This window comes from Streptococcus oralis subsp. dentisani, from assembly GCF_002096615.1.
Classification (GTDB): domain Bacteria; phylum Bacillota; class Bacilli; order Lactobacillales; family Streptococcaceae; genus Streptococcus; species Streptococcus oralis_U.
The window spans coordinates 85,973-108,891 of record NZ_NCUX01000027.1; the positions used below are offsets into that span (position 1 = coordinate 85,973).

The 22,919-nt window shown below is 40.9% G+C and carries 22 protein-coding genes and 1 pseudogene; all 23 read right to left on the reverse strand.

Going from position 1 to position 22,919, the window contains the following annotated elements:
* Nucleotides 1-4: 4 nt before the first annotated feature.
* Nucleotides 5-949, reverse strand: a complete 945-nt coding sequence (metA, locus tag B7708_RS01800; protein WP_084973317.1) for a homoserine O-acetyltransferase MetA — start codon at nucleotides 947-949, stop codon at nucleotides 5-7.
* 186 nt (nucleotides 950-1,135) lie between these two features.
* Nucleotides 1,136-1,648, reverse strand: coding sequence for an adenine phosphoribosyltransferase (locus B7708_RS01805; RefSeq protein ID WP_001049316.1), 513 nt, complete (start codon nucleotides 1,646-1,648; stop codon nucleotides 1,136-1,138).
* A 176-nt stretch (nucleotides 1,649-1,824) separates the two neighbouring features.
* Nucleotides 1,825-2,514: a 50S ribosomal protein L1 gene (gene rplA / locus B7708_RS01810; RefSeq protein WP_001085675.1), complete on the reverse strand. Its 690-nt coding sequence runs from the start codon at nucleotides 2,512-2,514 to the stop codon at nucleotides 1,825-1,827.
* A 96-nt stretch (nucleotides 2,515-2,610) separates the two neighbouring features.
* A complete protein-coding gene (rplK, locus tag B7708_RS01815; RefSeq protein ID WP_001085808.1) occupies nucleotides 2,611-3,036 on the reverse strand; it encodes a 50S ribosomal protein L11 in 426 nt (141 codons plus the stop codon).
* Nucleotides 3,037-3,158: 122 nt separating this feature from the next.
* A complete protein-coding gene (gene ldcB, locus B7708_RS01820; protein WP_084973319.1) occupies nucleotides 3,159-3,875 on the reverse strand; it encodes an LD-carboxypeptidase LdcB/DacB in 717 nt (238 codons plus the stop codon).
* 15 nt (nucleotides 3,876-3,890) lie between these two features.
* Nucleotides 3,891-4,352 (reverse strand): HIT family protein, encoded by a 462-nt coding sequence (locus B7708_RS01825; RefSeq protein WP_084973324.1) that lies wholly within the window; start codon nucleotides 4,350-4,352, stop codon nucleotides 3,891-3,893.
* 1 nt (nucleotide 4,353) lies between these two features.
* On the reverse strand, nucleotides 4,354-5,391 hold the full coding sequence (locus tag B7708_RS01830; RefSeq protein ID WP_084973326.1) for a M42 family metallopeptidase: 1,038 nt from the start codon (nucleotides 5,389-5,391) through the stop codon (nucleotides 4,354-4,356).
* A 100-nt stretch (nucleotides 5,392-5,491) separates the two neighbouring features.
* Nucleotides 5,492-6,817, reverse strand: a complete 1,326-nt coding sequence (gene brnQ, locus B7708_RS01835) for a branched-chain amino acid transport system II carrier protein (RefSeq protein WP_084973328.1) — start codon at nucleotides 6,815-6,817, stop codon at nucleotides 5,492-5,494.
* A gap of 184 nt (nucleotides 6,818-7,001) precedes the next feature.
* The gene (locus B7708_RS01840; protein ID WP_000659062.1) at nucleotides 7,002-7,289 is read right to left on the reverse strand and encodes a rhodanese-like domain-containing protein; all 288 of its coding nucleotides are present in this window, start codon (nucleotides 7,287-7,289) and stop codon (nucleotides 7,002-7,004) included.
* 20 nt (nucleotides 7,290-7,309) lie between these two features.
* Complete coding sequence (locus B7708_RS01845) at nucleotides 7,310-7,801, reverse strand: prolyl-tRNA synthetase associated domain-containing protein (RefSeq protein ID WP_084973330.1); 492 nt, start codon at nucleotides 7,799-7,801, stop codon at nucleotides 7,310-7,312.
* A gap of 12 nt (nucleotides 7,802-7,813) precedes the next feature.
* Nucleotides 7,814-8,398 (reverse strand): uracil-DNA glycosylase family protein, encoded by a 585-nt coding sequence (locus B7708_RS01850; protein ID WP_084973332.1) that lies wholly within the window; start codon nucleotides 8,396-8,398, stop codon nucleotides 7,814-7,816.
* A gap of 53 nt (nucleotides 8,399-8,451) precedes the next feature.
* Nucleotides 8,452-9,852: a dipeptidase PepV gene (gene pepV / locus B7708_RS01855; RefSeq protein ID WP_084973334.1), complete on the reverse strand. Its 1,401-nt coding sequence runs from the start codon at nucleotides 9,850-9,852 to the stop codon at nucleotides 8,452-8,454.
* A 13-nt stretch (nucleotides 9,853-9,865) separates the two neighbouring features.
* Complete coding sequence (locus B7708_RS01860) at nucleotides 9,866-10,471, reverse strand: nitroreductase family protein (RefSeq protein ID WP_084973336.1); 606 nt, start codon at nucleotides 10,469-10,471, stop codon at nucleotides 9,866-9,868.
* Nucleotides 10,472-10,656: 185 nt separating this feature from the next.
* Entirely contained in the window at nucleotides 10,657-11,178 is a 522-nt protein-coding gene (locus B7708_RS01865) for a hypothetical protein (protein WP_000720915.1), read from the reverse strand.
* 156 nt (nucleotides 11,179-11,334) lie between these two features.
* Entirely contained in the window at nucleotides 11,335-12,174 is an 840-nt protein-coding gene (locus B7708_RS01870) for a metallophosphoesterase family protein (RefSeq protein WP_084973338.1), read from the reverse strand.
* 66 nt (nucleotides 12,175-12,240) lie between these two features.
* A complete protein-coding gene (locus B7708_RS01875) occupies nucleotides 12,241-14,007 on the reverse strand; it encodes an AAA family ATPase (protein ID WP_084973340.1) in 1,767 nt (588 codons plus the stop codon).
* The gene (locus tag B7708_RS01880) at nucleotides 14,004-14,981 is read right to left on the reverse strand and encodes a hypothetical protein (RefSeq protein ID WP_084973341.1); all 978 of its coding nucleotides are present in this window, start codon (nucleotides 14,979-14,981) and stop codon (nucleotides 14,004-14,006) included. The genes B7708_RS01875 and B7708_RS01880 overlap by 4 nt, the downstream gene beginning before the upstream one ends.
* 97 nt (nucleotides 14,982-15,078) lie before the next feature.
* Nucleotides 15,079-15,153: pseudogene (locus tag B7708_RS10190) on the reverse strand (metallophosphoesterase family protein); the annotation flags it as partial.
* Nucleotides 15,143-16,990 carry an excinuclease ABC subunit UvrC gene (uvrC, locus tag B7708_RS01885; RefSeq protein ID WP_084973343.1) on the reverse strand — a complete coding sequence of 616 codons (1,848 nt, stop codon included), beginning with the start codon at nucleotides 16,988-16,990 and terminating at the stop codon, nucleotides 15,143-15,145. The gene uvrC and the pseudogene B7708_RS10190, both read right to left, overlap by 11 nt.
* 101 nt (nucleotides 16,991-17,091) lie before the next feature.
* Nucleotides 17,092-17,793: a M57 family metalloprotease gene (locus tag B7708_RS01890; RefSeq protein WP_084973345.1), complete on the reverse strand. Its 702-nt coding sequence runs from the start codon at nucleotides 17,791-17,793 to the stop codon at nucleotides 17,092-17,094.
* 104 nt (nucleotides 17,794-17,897) lie between these two features.
* Nucleotides 17,898-18,677, reverse strand: a complete 780-nt coding sequence (locus B7708_RS01895) for an alpha/beta hydrolase (RefSeq protein WP_084973347.1) — start codon at nucleotides 18,675-18,677, stop codon at nucleotides 17,898-17,900.
* A gap of 69 nt (nucleotides 18,678-18,746) precedes the next feature.
* Nucleotides 18,747-20,408 (reverse strand): ribonuclease J, encoded by a 1,662-nt coding sequence (locus B7708_RS01900; protein ID WP_084973349.1) that lies wholly within the window; start codon nucleotides 20,406-20,408, stop codon nucleotides 18,747-18,749.
* Between the two features lie 173 nt (nucleotides 20,409-20,581).
* Nucleotides 20,582-22,804, reverse strand: coding sequence for a single-stranded-DNA-specific exonuclease RecJ (gene recJ / locus B7708_RS01905; RefSeq protein ID WP_162284768.1), 2,223 nt, complete (start codon nucleotides 22,802-22,804; stop codon nucleotides 20,582-20,584).
* Between the last annotated feature and the right edge of the window lie 115 nt (nucleotides 22,805-22,919).

Consider the following 22,919-nt stretch of genomic DNA (forward strand, 5'->3'; position numbering starts at 1 on the left):
CCTCTTATAAATATCCAAATGAAGCTGCGTCATCCTCTACCTTTTTCCAGTCAAAGGGGGTTTCCTGATAAACAGCATAGTTAACCCAATTACTGAAAAAGAGGGCAGCTGATGAAGACCAACAAAGACACGGTTTCTCATTCACATCATCATTTTTGAAGTAATTTTCTGGAATGTGAGGATTAAGTCCTGCCTCACAATCACGAAAATACTCTTTTGCTAGAGTATCACGGTCATATTCTAAATGACCAAAACTATAAATCTCACGAAGATCCCGACTGGCTAAAATAGAAACGCCGACTTGTTCTCCCTCAGAGAGGATTTCCAGATTGGTTTTTCCTAAAATTTCCTCCTTATAGATTTCTGTATGACGAGAATGGGGAGCTACATAGCTATCATCAAAACCACGAAAGAGAAGATGGCCCTCTTTCAAGGTGTCCTGCGGGTAAATGCCTGACAATTTCTGAGCCATCTGATGCTTTTCAACTCCATAGCGAGCATAAAGACCTGCTTGGGCACCCCAACAGATATGCAGGGTAGAAAAAACATGTGTCTTGGACCATTCGATGACCTGTTTGAATTCTTCCCAGTAATCCACCTCCTCAAAAGGCAAATGCTCCACTGGTGCTCCTGTGATAATCATTCCATCAAAAAAGTCATCCTTGACCTCTGGAAAGGTCTTATAGAAGGTTTCCATATGTTCGGCACGAGTTGTCTTGGAACGATGTGTTTCCATATATAAGAAATCAATATCTAATTGCAAAGGGGTATTAGCCAAATGCCGTAAGAGTTGCGTTTCTGTTACCATCTTTTGAGGCATGAGATTTAGAATCAAAATCTTCAAGGGGCGAATATCCTGATGAGCGGCCCGTTGGTCGTCCATAACAAAGATATTTTCTGTCCTTAAAATCTCCACAGCTGGTAATTTTTTATCAATTCGAATCGGCATAATACCCTCCTAACAGTTCTCTATTTCGGGAATGATGTTGTCTGTTTGAAAGTAAAAACCTCCAAATACTTCTTCCCTTTATTATACTGTATGAAGATATAGTTTTCAATTATAGTTTTTCTCTAACTAGCTATAGTTAATTTATATAGCAGATGAAGAGAAAACAGCCCCAAGGACTGTTTTTCATTAATAATGCATAAGTACCTTGTAATCGTAATCTCCGATTTTTTCACGGCCTTTAAGCTCATCCAACTCAATCAAGAAAGCACAACCGGCTACAACTCCACCAAGTCTTTCAATCATCTCAATCGTTGCCTTGACAGTTCCACCTGTTGCCAAAAGATCATCTACGATGAGAACACGTTGACCCGGTTTGATGGCATCTGCATGCATGGTCAAGGTATCAATACCGTACTCTTTTTCATAGTCAGCAGAAATCACTTCACGCGGTAATTTCCCTGGTTTACGAACAGGAGCAAATCCAATCCCCAACTCAAAGGCAACGGGACAGCCTACAATAAATCCACGGGCTTCTGGTCCCACAATCATGTCGATCTTCTTGTCTGTTGCATACTGAACGATTTCACGAACAGCATAGCTATAAGCATTGCCATCTGCCATCAATGGGCTGATATCACGGAAGGTGATGCCTTCCTTGGGATAATTTTCAATCGTTGCGATATAATCTTTTAAATTCATCTTTTTCTTTCTTTCAAAGTTTTTTACTCTCTATTATACCATATTTTCCGCGAAAGAAGAAGGAGAAAGCACTATTCTCTTGCTCCATCAGGCTATTAATGGCCTTATTTCCCCTGGAATGAATTTATCATCAAAAAAAACGAGCACTTTTGTACTCGTTTTTTAAAATTTATTGATTAAAGTGAGTTCACGTCAACCTTGATACCAACACCTTGAGTAGTTGTGATTGTCAAGTTTGTTACGTAAGTTCCTTTAGCTGTAGCTGGTTTTGCTTTTTGGATTGTTTCGTTGAAAGCTTTGAAGTTTTCAACCAATTTTTCAGCTTCAAACGATACTTTACCGATGATCGCTTGAACGTTACCTGCACGGTCAGCACGGTAAGTAATCTTACCACCTTTAGACTCTTCAACTGCTTTAGCAACATCCATTGTTACAGTACCAGTTTTAGGGTTTGGCATCAAGTTACGTGGTCCAAGGACACGTCCAAGACGTCCAACAAGAGCCATCATGTCAGGTGTAGCGATAACTACGTCGAAGTCCAACCAACCGTCGTTGATTTTCGCAACAAGGTCATCTTCACCAACAAAGTCTGCACCAGCAGCTTTTGCTTCTTCAGCTTTTGCACCACGTGCGAAAACAAGAACGCGTGAAGTTTTACCAGTACCGTTTGGCAATACCATTGCGCCACGGATTTGTTGGTCAGCTTTTTTAACGTCGATGTTCAAGTTGTAAGCAACTTCCACAGTTGCGTCAAATTTTGCAAAGTTAGTTTCTTTTGCAAGTGCTACAGCTTCTTCTACACTGTATGCTTTTGTGCTGTCGATTTTCTCAAGAGCAGCACGAAGTTGTTTGCTTTTTTTAGCCATTTTCTATTCTCCTTGTAAGTGGTTCAATCGATTTTCATCTCCCACGTCACTTCTCGAAATGATGAAGTCTTGCGGGTTATATTGGGGTGTTATTGATTAGTCAACAACAGTGAATCCCATAGAACGAGCAGTACCTTCGATCATACGCATTGCAGACTCAATGTTTGCTGCGTTCAAATCTGGCATCTTAGTTTCTGCAATTTCTTGTACTTGTGCACGAGTAACTGTAGCAACTTTAGTTTTGTTAGGTGTACCTGATCCTTTTTCAACACCTGCAGCTTTTTTCAAAAGAACAGCAGCTGGTGGTGTTTTTGTAACGAAAGTAAATGATTTGTCTTCGTATACTGAGATAACAACTGGAATGATCATACCAGCTTGGTCAGCTGTACGAGCGTTGAACTCTTTTGTGAATCCCATGATGTTGATACCAGCTTGACCAAGAGCAGGTCCAACTGGTGGAGCTGGTGTAGCTTTACCAGCAGGGATTTGCAATTTTACAAGTTTTTCGACTTTTTTAGCCATTTTTAAATCCTCCTTTGTGGTTTTGGCGGTAATTAAAGATTTTTACCTCCCACAAGTATGCTTTACACATACCTTTCAATTATACACTATTTATCTAAAAATGCAAGAGAAAACTTTCATTTTTAATCGACATAATCTCCGCCTTCAAAGCCATAGTATTCTTCCAAACTAAGGCCACTTGCAGCAATTTCTTTGGCTTCTTTTCCAACGTAGCGGAGATGCCATTCTTCTGCCATGTAGCCAGTCTCTTTTTCCTTGCCTTTGAGATAGCGAACGACAAAGCCATAGTCAGCCGCATGATCCAAAAGCCACTGGGCTGCCTTCTCCTCTGTCACCAATTCTCCATTAGTCCCAATCAAATCAAAAGCAAGACCTGTTTGGTGTTCACTGTATCCAGGGCGGGCTGAGTAGCGATCTGCCTCTTCCTTGCCATCTTGATTCACATAGTCTTGATAAAGTTTGGTTTGTGTTTCATAACTTCTAAAGCCACTGTAGTGATCGCTAATTGGATAGCCAGCTGCTTGCATTGCTGCAATGAGTTTGAGCAACTCCGCTTTTGCTGTTGGATTTTCTCCTGGATTATAGTCTTTTGACAAAGGATAGTGCTTATTAGCTACGACGATTTCATCGTATTTTCCTTGTATACTATAGTGGTCTCCCTTATTAACAACTTCTGCTTTCTTCTGGCTAGAGGCTTGGGATTTGCTGCCCACAGTCCCTTCGGGTTGACTGCTTTGCTCCGTCTTTTGAGTATTTTCTTCAACTTTCGGTTTTTCTTGCGAACAAGCTGCTAGGGTTACTGCTAGCAAACCAGATAAAATGATATATCTTTTTTTCATTTCTTTCTTCCTCTCTTAGACCAAGCGTTTCTCCAATTTTTGGAATAAGACTTTAATCATCTCTTCCAGCTCTGGTGATTGTACTTGGCAATCTTCTGCTGCCATTTCTTCCCAGGGTACCCACCAGACTGGGCCACGGCCATTAAGTCCGTAACCTTTCATATCACCTGACCGCCTTGGAAATAGGTGCCAGTGAACGTGAGCATCTCCATTTCCTAGAAGTTCAATATTCATCTTTTCAGCTTCAAATACTTTGGCGACTGCCTCTTGGACCAAACTCATTTCCTCTAAAAAGCGAAGTTTTACAGGATTCTCCATATGATGGAGTTCTGTGACATGCTCTTTTGCTAAAAATAAGGTATAGCCCTTAAAGTATTGGTGGTCTCCAATAACCACATAGCCTGTTTCTAGTTCTTTGACAAAGTAGGGATTTTTCCCTGCCTTGATCCATTCAATTCTTTGACAAATCAAGCACATACTAGTCTACCAATGCGCTCTTGAGATAGGCATCAACCATACGCTCAGTCGCCACTACTGAATCGATGTGGGTACGCTCATAAGAGTGACTGGACTCGATACCAGCTCCAAGGAGAGCATGCTTGACCTCTGCACCTGCTGACATAGCTGCCGAAGCATCCGAACCATAAAATGGATAGATATCTAGTTTAAATGGAATGTCCTGCTCTTTTGCCAGGGCTACCAAATGTTGACGGAATTCAAAGTGATAAGGACCGGAAGCATCCTTGACACAGATAGATACTGTGTACTCATCTGTCTGTTGATCATCTCCCATTGCACCCATATCGACAGCCAGGTATTCCACAACCTCTTCTGGAATATTTGAATTGGCACCATGCCCCACTTCTTCAAAGACTGAAAAGGCAAAATGAGTTGTTACAGGCAATTCAATTCCCTCTTCCTTGTAACTCCGAAGGAGATTGAGCAAAATTGCTGCGCTGACCTTGTCATCCAAGTGGCGAGACTTGATAAAACCAGTCTCTGTCACGACAGTTCGCGGATCGAAACTAATAAAGTCGCCAACCTCAATCCCCAAGGCGCGAGTTTCTTTTTCATTGGTCACTTTTTCATCCAAACGCACTTCCATATTGTCCTGCGTGCGTTCAGCAGTTCCTGCATCTTTGTAGACATGGCAAGATGTCTGGTGGATGAGGATAGTTCCAGATACCGTTTTACCTGTACTAGCCACATGAACCGTACAGTTTTCTCCCTCGATCATGTTCCAAGGGAAACCACCGATACGATCTAATTTGAGACGACCGTCCGGTTTGACAGCACGTACAATGGCTCCGAGTGTGTCCACATGGGCAGTCACATAGCGATGTTGTTCATCATTTCGACCTTTAATGGTCACATTGACACCACCCTTTGCTGTGCGAACAGGCTGGTAACCAAGCTCTTCTAAAGTACGGACTAGGTAGTCTGAAATCTCACGAGTAAAGCCTGTCGGAGATGCAATAGCAGTAAGTTCTTTGATATAGTTTATCGTTTGATTCATATCTTCACCTCTTTTGCTACCTATTATAGCACATTTCAGTAGAGAGGAAAAAAGAAAAATCACTCCTGTAGAGTTGACTTACAAAAGTGATTTCCATTTTTTATTCCATCTCAAAAACATCGCTTTCTTGCTTGTTCGGAAGGACCAAGGAAAGCAAGATTCCGATAATTGCTGGCACCAACCATGGTAGAGAGGCAGCTGCAAAAGGTAAAGCATTCACAAGATTTGCTAGAAATTCAATCTTAAAGGAACTTCCAAGGACACTTGCAAGAGCAATAGCTGTAACAAGCCCAATGGTTAACTGCATGCCCGGTTTTGATAGGGGCACAAACTTATTCACAATCACGATCATCACAATGGCGATGGTGATTGGGTACAAGATTACCAGTACTGGCACTGAGTACTTGATGATTGCATCAAGACCAAGATTTGCAATAGCAAATCCAATCAAAGTAAAGGCAGTTGCATAGACCTTGTAGCTGATTTGTGGGAAACGTCCGTTAAAGAACTCTGCTGTCGACACAATCAATCCAACTGTCGTTGTGAAGCAGGTTACAGTTACCATAACAGCAAGGAAGAGTTGAGCTGTTGAACCAAAGATTTCCTGAGTTGCTTGCGACAAGATATAAACACCTGGTGTTCCACCCTTCATCGCTTCTGCTGGTACTGGGAAATGATTTCCAAGGAATCCTAAACCGATATAAAGAGCGCTAAAGGCAAGAGCTACAACGATACCAACCACCCAAATAGTTGAAATGTATTCTTTCTTACTGGAGAATCCAAGTTGTTTCAAGGTTTGAACTGCAATCACACTAAAGGCAACTGAAGCAAGGGCATCCAAGGTATTATAACCTTCTAGGAATCCTGTACCAAAGGCAGAAGCTTGATAAGCAGCTGACGCAGTTTGAGGACTTGTTCCACCGTATTTGAAAGCTCCCAGTACAACCAAGATAACGATCAACAAGGCAAAAACTGGCGTTAAGATACGTCCGATTCGATCCAAAATCTTTGATGGATTGAGCGAGATTAAATAAGCCGCTGCAAAGTAAAGCACAGTAAAGACAATCAATCCTAGACCTTTATTTGCTTCAGACAAGAGGGGGCTAATCCCAACTTCGTAAGCTGTTGTAGCTGTACGCGGAATAGCAAAAAAGGGTCCAATCGATAGATAGAGGACTGCAAGATAAAGCGTCGCAAACCAAGGTGAGATTTTCTTAGAAATCTCGTGAATGTATCCTTTAGGGTTTAGAGTTCCAATAATAAGTGTCAAGACGGCAATACCGACACCTGAAAAGACAAAACCTGCGATGGCAGGAAGAAACTGTTCTCCAGATAAAGCACCTAGAGAAGGTGGAAAAATCAAGTTTCCCGCACCAAAAAATATTCCAAACAGGAGCAAGCCTGTTAGGGCACCTTTTTTAGCCATAAAAATCTCCTTCATATTTCTAAAATACTGACCTAGTATACCATGATTAAGACTTTGAAAAAAGCATCCAAAATTAATCATTGAATGTTTTCAATATTTTTAAAAATAAGAATTATCTAAAAACAAAATTCCTCACTCGGTTGGAACCGAGCAAGGGAAGACTGGAATCTATCGTCATATAGGTTTAAAGATTTTCAAAGGCCGTCATTCCACCTTGGACATTGATGACCTTGTATCCATGTTCCTCTAAGAATTGGCAAGCACGAGCTGAACGAATGCCCGACTTACAGATGACATAATAGAGTTGGTCAAGTTCCAACTCTTGGTAGCGATCCGCTAACTCAGAAAGAGGAAGAAGCTGGACTCCTTCTAAGTGAAGGGCATCATACTCCTCCTGCTCACGAACATCTAGAACGTGTAAGTTTTCTTTCTGATAAGCTTGGTAAAAACTCGAAAATGGAATTTCTTTCATGATTTCTCCTATAAAATTTGTTATGGAAGTGTTAAAATTTCATAGCTAAAGTCAATAGCCTCTAAAAATCGGAACAAGTCTTGGGTTTTAATAAAGATGGTCTTTTCATTAGTATTGGGATGGAAGGTCATGATCTCTTCTGACAAAATATCCTTGTCAAAGTATACCTGAATATCTTTTTCTTCATTATTTAACAAACCAAAAGGTGATACCGTTCCTGCTGGTAGGGTCATTTTCTCAGCCAAGGAGTCCAATGAGGCCATTCGAATCCGATCGGCTCCCACTTGAACTTTAAAGTCATCCATATCCAATCGTTTCTTGTCATCCATTATGAGCAGATAGTACTGAGTTTTCTTCCTATTGGTCAAAAACATGGACTTAGTCCGGACTCCTTCCATTCCTTCAATATAGCTATCTGCCTGCTCTGTCGTAAATGCAGGTGGATGCTCTACCACATCATAGACGATACCCAACTCTTGCAAGGTATTAGCTACTTGTTGATAAGCGTCCATAGTTTTTCTCCTTTATTGATGAATAATCTTTTGTACCAATGCTTTCAAATCTGGCACCACTTCTGACTCAAACCAAGGATTTTTAGCCATCCAGATTTGATTTCGTGGTGAGGGATGAACTAGAGGGAAAAATTCTGGTAGATAGTCTTTGTAGCGTTTTACCCGTTCTGTTACCTTGCCACTAATTTTCTCATGTAAATAATAGGCTTGGGCATATTGCCCAATCAAAAGTGTCAATTCAATATTTGGACATTCCTTGAGGAGTTGTGGGTGCCATTTTTCGGCAAAGCCTTTACGGGGGGGAAGGTCGCCCGATTTTCCATGTCCTGGGAAATAAAAGTCCATGGGAATAACTGCAAATAGGCCCGAATTGTAAAAGGTGTCTTCGTCTACACCTAACCAATCTCGCAAGCGATCACCACTCTTATCCTTCCAATAAATCCCAGCTTCCTGCGTTTTAAACCCCGGAGCTTGACCGACAATATTGATGCGAGCAGTTTTTGGCGCCGCAAAGAGAGGTTCGATTCCGCGTTCTGTGTAGCTGGCATTCTGCGGATCCGCCATAATGGCTTGCTTGATTCTTTCGATTTGAGACATCTGTTTTCCCTCCAAAAAGAAGTCTAAGCATAAAATCTCAGACTTCTATCGTTTTATTTGATCAATTCATAGATAGCTTCTGCATAGATTGCTGCTGCTCGGAAGAGATCGTCCAAGGCGATAAATTCGTTGGCTTGGTGCATGGTATCGATTGAGTCTGGGAACATCGCACCGTAGGCAACCCCACGTTCCAGCAAACGACCAAAGGTACCACCACCGATGACTTGTTCATGACCTTGGAGACCAGTTTGTTTTTCATAGACATTCAACAAGGTTTGCACAAGTGGATCTTCCATCGGTACATAGTGAGGTGTATGACCATGTTCAGAAAGGCTAACAGAAGCAACTGGCAAGGTCTCAAGGATTGACTTGATCTGCTCTGGACTTGTTCCTTTTGGATAACGGAAGTTGAGGGCAATGGTATTGTCAGCGCTTGCTTCATCGAAGCGGAAAACACCGGCATTCATAGAAAGGGCACCCATCTTTTCATCCACATGAGCCACCTTGAGATTTTTACCCTCATGGTCATTCAAGAGAATCTTACCAGCGATGTCGAGGTAGTCTTTTGCAGGCCCAGCAAAGTCAAACTGACTGAGGAAGAGGGCAAGGTAGGTCGCACCATTGACACCTGAAGCAGGCATAGCACCATGGGCTGATTTACCAATCACAGTCACCTTGTACTGGCCGTTTTCTTCTTGGAGTTCTCCTCTAAGTTTGTGCTCCGCAACAAAGGCATCTAGTTTAGCTTGCAAGTCATCCAGGTCGCCTGAAACAACTGCTGTTGCTGATTCAGGTACCATGTTTTCACGCAATCCACCTGTAAAGCTGTGAAGACGAGCTGCACCTGTATTTTCACCTGCAAAGTGTAGGTATTCCGTGATATTTCCTTTTTCACCGTTAATGATAGGGAATTCAGCATCTGGAGAAAAGCCAAAGTCTGGTTTTTCAAGTCCTACATGTTCAAAGTAGTAGTCCATGTCTGCCCAGCCTGATTCTTCGTCTGTTCCGACAATAAAACGAACTTTCTTAGAAGTTGGAAGTCCCAATTCTTTGATGATTTTCAAACCATAATAACAAGCTGTTGTAGGCCCCTTGTCGTCCGAAGCTCCACGCGCATAAAGGCGACCGTCTTTGATAGTTGGTGTGTAAGGATCTGTGTCCCAACCGCTACCAGCTGGCACCACGTCCATGTGGGCAAAGATTCCGAGGACTTCTTCTCCATCACCAAACTCGAAATGTCCTGCGTAGTTATCGACATTCTTAGTTGGATAGCCATCACGGTCAGCGATTTCAAGGAATTTTTCCAAGGCTTTGACCGGTCCAGACCCAAATGGATGTTCAGCATCAGCCTTGCTGTCATCACGTTCTGAGTTGATTTCCAGAAGGCTAAACAAGTCAGCCAAGAGGTCTTCTTTGCGTTTTTCTACTTCTGCTGTAAAATCAATTGCTGTCATTTTTTTCTTCTTTCTATCTTTTCTCGATGATTTCATCCACTGGCAAGCGGTAGCTTGGCTCCAATTTTTCGTCTGTGTAACCTACCGTAATCAAGAGTTCTGGGCGGAAACGGTCTTCAATGTCCAAAACTTCGTTGGCTTTTGATTTATCAAATCCAAGGATAATGTTAGAGCCGATTCCTTGGTCTGTCAGAGCGAGAACCAAGTTCATAGCAACCAAACCTGCATTGAGGGCTAGGTAGTCACTGACCTGTTGTTCACTGTAACGCGCAAATTCAGCTGGCAAATTCTTCATGAAATATTGAAGTTGCTCTTCTGAGAAATTGTTAGCACCACCAACTCGGGCAATCTTACGAGCACGTTTAGCCAAATCTGTGTCTGTAAACAAGACAATAGTTACAGGCGCTGATGATACCTGTTCAAAGTTGGAACCGTAAGCCAACTTTGCCAATTCAGCATTTTTCTCACGTACCACCACAAATTTCCAAGGCTGGCTGTTGTGAGCGCTTGGTGCCAAGGTTGCGATTTCAATAGCTGTGCGAACATCTTTGGGATCAACTGGCTTATCAGTGAAATGCTTGGTCGCATGACGTTTTTTATTTAATTCAAGAAATTTCATAATCGATTTCCTTTTCTAATTCTACTGCTTCCATTCTACCATATTTTGAAAGAGCTTGCAGAGATTTTTCATAGAGTTAGTACTTCTTTCAAACTCTCTGCTATTTATTTGAAGCTCTTTAAGTAGGTATCGCTTTAGATTTGAAGCAATCAAAAAGCAGGTGATCGAACACCTACTTTCTTATATTATTGACCAGATGTGTATGGAGCAATTGCTTTATAAGCCGCTTCCAGCGCTTTCTTCATTGTGTCACGTCCAGTTTTCAACTGTTGAACAAATAGAGTACGAGTTTGTTCTGGCACTACTGTATCATCAGAACCAATACTTGAAAGGCTTTCGTTAAATGACTCTCTTACAGTCTCCATAGACTTAAGCGCTGGTTCAACTTGGGCGTTATATGCTTCTTTTCCACTCTCTGGAATTTTCTCCCCAATTTCAACTGCATGCTTTTTATAATTGTCGACTAGTTTACCAAAGACTTTCTTCACATCTCCAACAGTTTTAGCATTGTCAATTTCTTCATCGGTGATCAAAACAACCTCATTATTTTCTGTCTTTGAACTAGACGTTGTTGATGAAGCCTCTGAAGAAGTTTTCTCTACAGAGCTTGAAGTCTTAGTCGAAGAGTCAGACGTTGTTTTCCCTGAACATGCTGCTAAAACAACAACAGATAAAAGAGCCATACTGGCTGTAATAATTTTCTTCATAATGTTCTCCTTTTTATTAAGAATTAAGTTCATTGTATAACAAAATAATTTCAATGTCAAACTTTAGCTAAGCCATCTTTTCTTCCTTATTGTCTGACTCTTTTCTAAATAATTCGGCTACCACCTCACTTCAAATTAAGGGCGTCCATTTTATTTCTAACTTTGCAGAAAATCAAAATAATCTTTCACATCCTCTACATATCCATGCTTTTCAATTAAACTAGCTAAAAGTTCCAGATTGTGCCCCTGATAGTTGTCTTCTCGTCGTAGCTCTTCATACATTTCGATAAAGGGAAGCCCCTTGGACTTGGCCAATTCTAACTCTGCTTCATAGTCATAAGAAACTTTTCGGAATAGAATATTTACCAATTCCCCATCTTCCACTTCTATCACGGCATACTGGGCACGGTGATTTTTTAACGCCTCCCAATCAAAATAGGGCATGCCAATCGAACCTGGATTGATGATTTGTTGCCCTTGACTGCCGTAACGAAGCAACTGCTTGTGGACATGACCATAGACTGCCACGTCCGTTTCCTCATCTAGGAGTTGGGCAAACTTCTCCGTATCATTGTCAACCAGCAAGTCTCCTCCATAGTTCTTATCAGGCAAATTATGAGAAAGAGAAAAGCGCAGTCCATCAACTTCTTTCTTTTCTAGCATAGGTAAGCTTCGTAGCCAGACAATCGTTTCAGGATCCATTCGCTCCATCAAAAACTGGGTCATACGCAAGAGCTGGACTTCCTGTGGGTCTTCTAAGCCATATTGCCCATCTAAAGCCTCAAGGACACAATCATCCCAATTGCCTCGAACACTTGCCGTGATAGGAAGCTCCTTCAGCAGAGCGACCAAGTCATTTGCACCTGGACCCGGGAGGAAAACGTCTCCCATAAGCCAATATTCACTGGCTCCTTGATTTTTAGCATCTGCAATCACTGCTTCTAGTGCCGTCGCATTGCCATGAATGTCTGATAAAATTGCGATTTTATTGTTCATATTATTACTTTCTATTGTTCATTTTCAAATGATTGTATTGATAATTCAAACTATTTAATTACAACCTTATTTATCCGCATTGGCACTACTTATATTTGCTTCAATCATTGCTCTGACCTGCTGGCGTTGTTCCTCATTTAGATTCAACTTCTGTAGTTGTTTTTCAATACTAAATTCTGAGGTATTGTATTTCTTATCATACATCTCTAATAATTTATTACGAAGAATAGGCTCGCTGATCAAATAAATTTCTTTTAATAGTTCTTCTTCATTTCCTTCATGCTCCTCTTTTTCATTAAGTCTTTCAATCATAGAATTAATCTTCGCTAAGGCAAAATCACCATAAATATTATCAATTAAATTTTCCTTCATGATTTCTTGTATATTCTTAGCGAAAGTATTTTGCAAAACTTTTCCTTCTGAATATCCAGTTTCTTGATTCTTTTCAATCATAATCACATTTCCTGGTTTAATATCCGAAAGCATGTAAGGAGAATGAGTTGTGAAGATGAGCTGGATCCTTCTCCCCTTTCCCTCGTATTCCAATATTTCAGAAAGATTATCAATGAGAATTTGAATTAATCTCCTAGACCACTCTAGATGCATTCCCGATTCTAATTCATCAACTAGCAGTATAATATCCTCAGAACTTTCTTCATGCATAGATAAATACGTATAAAGTTGTGAAAATATTTCAATTAAGTTCCCTTCCCCAGTTGACATATGATAATCAGGAGTCTCTTTTAACAAATAATAATTATTAAAGTTTTCATTTAAATCATAACAAAACTTATCTACTAATTTTTTCGATTTTGTATGCTGAAATAGTCTGTCATTAAGGTCTTCAAATAAAGATCTATTATTATTCGAGTATTTTAACAAAATTGAAGCAGAATTACTATCAATTAAGGAACCATTTTCTCGGATTTCTATAAAAATATTAACAATAGTAGTTATTGATTCAACATACTCTTTTCTAATTTTCCTTGTTTCATCCTTTACCTCGTTTTTGTCTAATTCTTTTACTATCTCTAAAAGTAAATTAAATCCAGAGTCCTCATAATCAGAAACATCTTCCTTTAAATATTTTTCACATTTAGACACTAAAGATTCAGATAATAGTTTCTTTATAAATTCATTCTTTTCATAAAAAATATTATGTATGGACTTATATATTAAAAATCCTATGGCTTTTATCCCTCTCGGAATTGGGTTAGTATTATATTTTAAACTATAGGATTCAATCTCTAATGAACAAGATAAAACTGAACTAATAATTTTACGATCTCTTAACCACAAATATGAACGTATAAACATTGCTAAACTTCTTATATTATATGTTGTATCAGCATGAATTTCTCCTCCTCCCTTACTCTGCAGATTAACGTATAAGATATTTTTAGTATCATCGTAATATTCTAGATCACAATCAAAACTTCCATCTTGATTTCTGTAAAAAGTCTGGCCCCAACATTCTTGTAGTGTTGCAACAGATAAGTTATTGGAAGAAACCTTAAATCTTACTTTGTCTTCTTGTTTTCCTATTTCAAAAAGGAAAAAATACTGATTATCAGGACCTGATTTGTAATTTTTTGGTGAGTAAGTACCGATTAAATTTAAAATTGTTGTCTTCCCAGTCCCATTTATCCCAACTATTGGCGAAATATTATAAATAGACTCTCCATAAAAATTTTCAATAGAGTCTGGATTTTTATCAATTTTAAGTTCATTCGTTTCAAAGTTAAAATCAACTTTATATTCATCTGAAAAATTAAAAATCTGATGCTTAAAAAGCTCATCATACTGTTTAATCACCAAAGCAATTAATTTCATTCTTCTTCTCCTACTAGTCCAATTTCTTTGCTAATATCTGTAACCATTTTTGAAAGTGGTCTTTTCCCATAATTTTCTTTGTCTGTGTAGTGACCTGTTATAAAGCGATTCACCTCAGCCTTGCTCAATTCAAGGTTTGTTTGATTTAAGATTTCTGACAAACCCTCTCTATAACTATCTGTATATACTTCTTTTTTCCAAATCAATTCATTGACCACATCAATGTGGCTTTGATATAGCTCCTCTATACCCAAATCACGAATTCCATTTTCAAAGTTAATATCACAAGAAACAATTTTGATTTTAATCTCATCGACAGACTTTGGAATGTATGTAAACTTTACATCATCGAATGGAAAACTAGTATCATAAGGATTATATTCTAAATCCTTATTTGATTTCACATGATTACAACTATAACAACTAGGAATTAAATTATAAAATGAAACCGCAAATAGTGGATAGCTGTCTTTTGGAAAAAAGTGGTCTAGTTGAGCAGTGTTTACTACTTTAGTCTGACCACTAATTTCTTGCTTGCAACCCGGACATTCTTTTTCAACCTCATCAATTATAAATAAGTCTTGATTACAATTATTACAATGAAGTATTTTATATGTTGAGTTTATATAATTACGATTGCAATACGGGCATACCGAAACGTTCTTTAAATCAATTAATTTCTTCCTTAATCTCGAATCTATCTTTCCATAAGATTTTTTTAGATACTCTGCTAATCTAGGTTCTTCATCTACGAAATTATCCAACAATTCTTTAAGATTCTCTAAAAATGAATACTCACCTATCATTATCTTTAGAAAAGCATCCCTTTCACTTGCTAGCTCTGGTACATTACTGGCTACCCAACTATTTAAATCATTTTTAAATTCAGGATAACCTTGAAAACTCATTTTTTTATATAATTCCAAGCAAATTTTCTCAACTTCAGACGGATTTGATTTTTCTAAAGGTATCATAATTGACACTCCATTCTGGTTCACTTCTTTCCCATTATACCACAAAAGACCGTTTTTACGGTCTTTTATTTATATATTAATCATCTAAATCCGCCGAAGATTCTGTAATCACTACTTCTAATGCCGTGGCATTACCATGGATATCTGATAAAATTGCGATTTTATGGTTCATGATAGTTTCCTTCCGTTTGGTAATCTACTCTCTCTTCTGCTACTTGAGCCAACTCCACTTCTCCCCGAGGGTTCAACTTTCTCTGAACAGCTTCTGCGACTGCCCTTGGCACACCAACTTCGACAATCTCATCCACACTGGCTTCCTTGATTTTAGTGAGAGATTTAAAATGCTTCATGAGATTCTGCTTGCGTTTAGGTCCCAGACCTTCAATTCCATCCAATTGTGATGAAAAGGAGTTTTTGGAGCGCAGTTGACGGTGAAAGGTAATGGCAAAGCGGTGTACCTCATCTTGGATGCGTTGGAGGAGGAAAAATTCCTGAGAATTGCGTGATAACTTCACCACTTCAAGCGGATCTCCAAAAAGCAATTCATGGGTTTGGTGCTTGTCATTCTTTTGCAGACCAGCAATTGGGATATCCAAACCTAGCTCTTCTTGGATGACTTGCTTGGCAATATTGACTTGACCTTGTCCCCCATCGATGACAATCAAATCTGGAGGGGTTAAACCATCACGTTGAACTCGGCCATAGCGTCTGCGAATGACTTCTCTCATACTAGCATAATCGTCTGGGCCAACAACCGTTTTTATCTTGTACTTACGGTAATCCTTCTTACTTGGTTTGCCATTAACAAAGACCACCATAGCTGAAACAGGGCTGGTTCCCATGATATTAGAGTTATCAAAGGACTCAATTCGAACTGGAGTCGGTATTTGGAGCAAGCGTCCTAGATTTTCAATAGCCCCTTGGGTCTTTTCGACAGATTTTTCTAGCAGGTTAAATTTCTGCTCCAGACTAACACGGGCATTCTTTATAGCTAGATTAACCAGTTGCTTTTTCTCTCCACGTTGGGGTTTGAGAATCTTGGTATCCACCAAGGCCTTGACAGCTTCTTCATCGATATCTTGCGGAATCAGCACCTCATTGGGAACCAGGTGGGATTTTTCTTGATAAAACTGCCCCACATAGGTCAAGAAGTCCTCATCCGGATCATTGTAGTAGGGGAAGAGATTGACATCCCGCTCGATGAGTTTTCCCTGACGAACAAAGAAAACCTGAACACACATCCAGCCCTTGTCCACATAGTAACCAAAGACGTCACGATTTTGAAGATCCTTGGCCATGACTCTTTGCTTGGTCCGAAGCGTTCCAATGGCCTGAATCAGGTCACGGTATTCCGCCGCACGTTCAAATTCCATACTTTGAGCTGCCTTTGCCATCTTGCTCTTGAGGTCATCGATGATTTTGTCATCCTGCCCCTTTAGGAAATCAGAAACCTCCTGAGCCATGGACTTGAAATAAGCCTCATCTTTCTTACAGATGGTGTGGGCCATACATTGGCCGATATGGTAGTAAAAACAGACCTTAGAGGGCGGGTTGGTACACTTACGAAAAGGGAAAATCCGATCCAGTAGTCTCTTGATTTCATTGGCTGCCCCCACATCTGGATAGGGACCAAAGTAGAGACCACCGTCCTTTTTGACCTGACGGGTGATAATCAATCGAGGATAGCGCTCATTGGTAATTTTGATAAAAGGATAGGACTTATCATCCTTGAGCATGATATTGTACTTGGGCTTATTTTCCTTGATGAGGTTGATTTCTAGGAGAAGCGCCTCAATATTGGACTCAGTAACAATAAATTCAAAATCCACAATTTCAGACACCAAGGCCTCTGTCTTGGTATCGTGACTTCCACGGAAATAGGACCTCACGCGGTTACGCAGATTTTTAGCTTTTCCTACATAGATAATGGTGCCATTTTTATCCTTGTGAATGTAACAACCAGGGCTGGTCGGCAAAAGCTCTAGTTTTGATTTAATCAAGTTATTCATAGTTCCATTATAGCAAAAAGGCCGTAACAGGACGAACAAAAAGCCCCACCAATCACTTGTTGGAGAAGCTTTGATTTCTTTTCAGATTGCACCGACTTCATCTAGTCGCTACTGGTATAGAGTTCTTGAACAGCTGTCACATCCTGAGGCTGAATTCCATAGTAGGAACCTGCTGGTTGCATGACAGAAGTTTCGTTGGTATGATCCAATCCGATGGCATGCCCCAGTTCGTGCTCCGCCGTGTGCACGATCCGTTCATAAGAATAACCATAGTTTGGATTGGATAGATAATAGTGATTCAGGCGAACCGTTACAGATATAAATTGATTGGTTAACAAATTGGTTTGACTTTCGGCTTGACCTGCTACAGCGGTCGATCCATCATTCATCTCACTTGCCACAATATCTGCCTGGCTAGGATCTGCAACCACCTCAAAGGTAAAGGCTCCCGTTTGATTCCAGTTTTTTATAGCTTCTGCATAGGCGCCTTGGAAGGTCTCATCCATTTGAGGTTCAATATAGATGCGAGCTGAGGCCTGAGCCCACTTGCCTTCTGCATGTTGGTGACTGTCTGTCTGAGACAAGACTTCCAGCGTTCCCGTCTCCTTCCACTGATTCCAGCCACCTTGACCAATCTGGCTCATTTTTTCAACCTGATTGACCGCAGAATGAAAATCACCTGTCAGATACCAAACCACTCCAAAGGCAATGAGCAGTAGAATGACCACAGTCCAAACCAGACGCCAGAAGAAACGCCAAATTCCCAACAGAAATCGGAAGAATAATCGAATGATCCAGAACATGACGCTCCACCTTTCATAAAAATAAGAATCTATCTTGAAATCACATTCTCCTTGATCAAGATAGATTCTCTATTTTACTGAGAAAAGCTGAAAGAAACCTAAAACTAAGATAAGCGCTCTTCCAAAACAAAGTCAATTGGTAAGGTAGCTAAAAAACGCTCCAATCGTTTTTCCCAGTAGTACCACTCGTGCTTACCTGGACTATGACTATAGGTCACCTCAAAACCAAGTTTTTTGAGGTTTTTCACTGCGAGATTATTGGCAGAGTAGAGATAGTCTTGCTCTCCACACCAAGCCCATAGTTTAGTCTTTTTATCGGATTTTGCAGCCATGCTTTCAAGCGAATGAGGACTAGCTGTCCAGTCTTTGATTTCTCCAAAAACTCCTCGCCAGTAGGCAAGCGATCCCAGTTCCTGACTTTCAGGAGAAAATTCTTGAAAACTGAGCGCACCAGAAAAACTAGCTGCGTGAGAAAAACGATCAGTTGCTAGAGCTAGCTTGAAGGAACCATAGCCACCCATGGAGAGGCCTGCAATAAAGGTCTTTTCTCGCTTGCTGGTCATATTGGGGAAGAAACGTTTCATAACCTGAGGCAACTCTTCTGCTAGAGCAGTAAAGTAGTTAAAACCGTACTGGGTATCTGTGTACCAGCCATTGCTAGTATTGGGCATGATGACAATAAGATTGGTTCCACGCAACAAACGCTCGACATTGGTTCGCTTGAGCCAGCTATTTTGATTTCCCGACATTCCGTGCAAAAGATAAAGAACAGGAATATCTGTGCAATCTGGTTTAGTCACCCGACTAGCATCTGGATAGAGTACGGTAACGCCCCACTCCATATCCAAAACTTCTGAGTAATACTCAATATTCATAACTGCCATGGTTTTCTCCTTTATACTATTCTATAAGAAAAAGCCGAAATTCGACTTTTTCTGTAGGTATTCTGCTTATTATTTTGCTTCCATCACGACTGGCAAGATTGCTGGACGACGCTTAGTTTGATCAAAGAGATATTTGGTCAAATTATCACGAACCTTGCCTTTGAGCTCTGCCCAGTCAAAATCATCACCTTGAAGATACTCTTCTACCGTTTGGTTAATCAATTCTGAGCTTTCACGGAGAATGTCGCGGCTCTTCTTGAGATAAACAAATCCACGCGTATGAACACGGGCCTTGGCCACAATTTTCTTCTCACGACGGTTGACAGTGATCGCCACGATAAAGATTCCATCCTCTGACAAGACCTTACGGTCACGAAGGACGACATTTCCAACATCCCCAATAGCATTTCCATCAATCAAGACATCACCTGCAGAAACTGCTCCAGCTGGGACAAAGTCTCCGTGTTCGTAGGACATGGTCGTTCCCTTTTTAGGGATGAAGATACGCTCTGGCAACATTCCAACTGCCATAGCAGCCTTGGCATGCGCATCCAACTCACGGTACTCCCCTTGGATAGGGAAGAGGTATTTTGGTTGCAAAAGATTGATCATCAACTGCAAATCACGCGCATTCCCGTGTCCGGATACTCGCAAGCTCTGGGTAATGAGTTTCACCACACCACCAGCTTGGTAGATCATGTTTTCAACACGCGCCATGACGGCTTCTTTGGCGATAGACGGAGTGGTTACGATATAAACCAAATCCCCATCTTTGATTTCCACATAGCGGTGACGTCCAATGGACATCTTACGAAGTCCATTGATAGGCTCACCCATACGACCCGTCTCGAGAATAATCAACTCATGGTCTTCAAATCGAGACATTTCTTTGGGTTTAATCAAGAGACTTTCATTAGCCAAAGACAACTTTTTGAGACGAATCGCTGTTCGGACGATATTTTCAACATCAAAACCAGTCAGAACAACTCGGCGACCTGTATCTGCAGCGGCATCAAAAACCTGCTGGATACGAGAGAGGTTGCTGGCAACTGCCGCAACGATGATACGACCTTCCCAGTCTGCAATGGTCTGGGTAATTTCGTCTCCAACTTCACTCTCACTCGCCACCTGGATATTGCTATCCGCATTCGCAGAATCACTGAGGAGCGCCAAGACACCCTCACGACCGATTTCTGCCAAACGGGCAAAATCCGTCGCATAGGATTTACTAGCCGTCTGGTCAAACTTGAAGTCACCTGTGTAAACAATACTACCTTTTGGAGTTTTCAAGACAACTCCCAAACTTTCCGGGATGGAGTGAGTTGTACGGAAGAAGGAAACTACAGTTCCTCCAAAGTCAATTTCTGTATCCTCATCAATCACATGGAAGTCATTGAATTTCTTAACCGTATCATTTCCTTTGACAAAGAGTTTTGCCAACTCGATAGTCAACTCAGAGCCAAACACAGGCACCTTCGCTTCTGCCAAAAGGTAAGGCAGGGCACCAATGGCATCCGCATGCCCGTGGGTCAAGAAGACCCCTGCGATACGGTCGCTATTTTCAAAAAGGTAGTCCATATTGGGAATGACGACATCAACCCCAAGTTGTTCATTTTCAGGGTATTTAAGCCCCGCATCCAAAACAAAAATCGAATCGCCAATCTCAGCAATGTACATATTTTTTCCGTTTTCACGCACACCACCTAGTGTTGTTAAACTAATATTACTCATTTCCCCTCCGAAACTTAATTCATCTTGATTATAGGGTAAGTTTACCCTCTTATTCTAAAAGTTCTAAAACTTTCAGCCGAATCTTTTCCTACCATTATACCATTTTTTTGATGATTTTCAAAATGAAGATTTGTTTTCAAAAAAGAGCTGGTTGCCCAACTCTTTCCTATCTTCTAGTTTTCTTCCATCAAAAAATCATACATTTCTTGCACCGTACCCAGCGCCATCATTTCTTGATTTTTTACAGTTTGTTTGAGATTTTGGTAAATCTGACTTTCACTAATCTCCCTTTTCGACGCTTCTTTATTAACTGTCATAACACCATCTTTGATTGTCACAAAGTCCAGCTCCTCAAATACTTGAATCATCTTGACCAGCAAGATTTGTTGGATATTGAGATAAGCTGCTAAATCCTTCAGCTTATAGCGAATATCAAACTCTGGAAACTGGTAGATGGTCTTGTACAATTTGGCAAACTGTTCTCTAGTCCCATAACCTGTCAGATAGTAGGCCTTGTCAATGTCGTTCTTGAAATAGACCGCAGAGAAATGTTGTTCCTGAAAAATGGCCTTCAGCAAGGTAATATCCTCAGGAATGGTTTTTACGACAACCGCCTCACTATTCACCAATTTTGGCACCTCTCCAGAGAAATCCAAGACCGGAACCCCTTCTGGCAAAGCTGCATTTTTTCCACGAATATTAAAGAGTTGAACACCTTCCACACGCGCATCCACCATCATCAACTGGAGGGCAGTTTGGCCATTCCATTGATTGACAGACAAGGTGACTGCCAATTCAAGATTTTTTGTTTGAGCAAACTCCGTCGCCCATCTACCTTGTCCAAAGGCCACCACTTCAAAACTCGCCTCACCCTTGGAGATCTTTAGTTTGAGGTGGGCATTGCCTGCTCCCATGGTACGGGCACTTTCTACATGAAAATCCTTGATATAAAAGACAGGTTTCTGATTGTCCATTCCAAAAGGCGCCAAGCGTTCAAAATTCTTGACCGTTTCAAGACTCAAAGTCTCCAAATCCAGCTCTTCATCTAGGTTTAACTTGTTCTTACCACCAGCATCTGCGCCTTTTTCACGGACATAGTCTTCCAAAACCTGAGATAAATCTGAAAGTTTCTCCACTTCCAGCGTCATTCCTGCTGCACCAGCATGGCCACCGAATGCGATGAAGAGGTCTCGATGGGGATCCAAAGCCTCAAAAATATCGACCGCTTCCACACTACGAGCGCTACCCTTGGCACGACCTTCTTCTATATTAAGAACGATAACTGTCTGCCCTAGTTCTTCCAGCAAACGACCAGCCACGATACCTAGAACTCCAGGATTCCAACCTTCCTTGGCCAAAACCTGGACCTTCTTCTCAGGATCCACCATGGTCTTAGCTTCTTCATAGATTGACTGGACGATTTCCTTACGTTCTTCATTTTTCTGGTGAATCATGAGGGCAATCTCATGTGCTTCCTCATCGTCAAACCCAGTCAGCAAATCAATGGCAGGATTGGGATCGTCCAATCGCCCCAAGGCATTTAAACGAGGAGCAATCTGGAAACCAACCGTTTCTTCTGTCACTTCATTCGCAGCAATCCCAGCCATGTCTAGCATTTCTTGTAGTCCAATGCGCTGGGTATGTCCCAACATTTCCAGACCATATTGAACCAAAATACGGTTTTCATCTGTCAGGCTCACCATATCGGCAATAGTTCCGATGGCTACCAAATCGAGTAGTTCCACTTGCACTTCTTCTAAAAGAGCGCAAGCTAGCTTGAAAGCCACTCCGCATCCGGCCAAATATTTGAAAGGATAGTCCGCATCCGGATGCTCAGGGTGAACAATAGCATAGGCATCAGGAAGGGTTTCCGGCATGGAATGGTGGTCAGTCACAATGACATCCACACCCATAGCCTGAGCTAGTTCAATGGCTTCATGACCTGCAACCCCATTGTCCACTGTCACAATCAAGGAAATTCCCTCTTGCTCGATAAAGTATTTATAAACACTGGCATTGGGACCATAGCCATCGGTAAAACGATTTGGCAGATAAACTCGGCACTCGGCGCCAAGCTGTTCCAAACTTTCCTTCACAATCGAAGCTGAAGTCATACCATCCGCATCGTAGTCTCCATAGATGAGAATGTTTTCCCCTTCTTCAATGGCCTGACGAATCCGTTCCACTGCCTTGTCCATATCATGGAGCAGATAGGGGTCATGTAAGTCCTCTAAAGAAGGTTCTAAAAACTTCTTTAGACTTTCTTCATCCTGAATCCCTCTTTCAAATAATAACCGAGCCACCTCAGGACCCAGTCCAGCCTTCTTGGCTATCTTTGTAAAATCCGCATCTTCAACCTGCGGGGCAAACTGCCATTCATAAGTAGGAGTTATCAAAAAAACATCCACTCTTTCTAAGAATTCTATCGTTTCATTATAACATGATTTAGGCATTTTCTCTATCCAGATTGCTTTTTTATAAAATTTTAGTGAATTTTTTTCAGATATGATT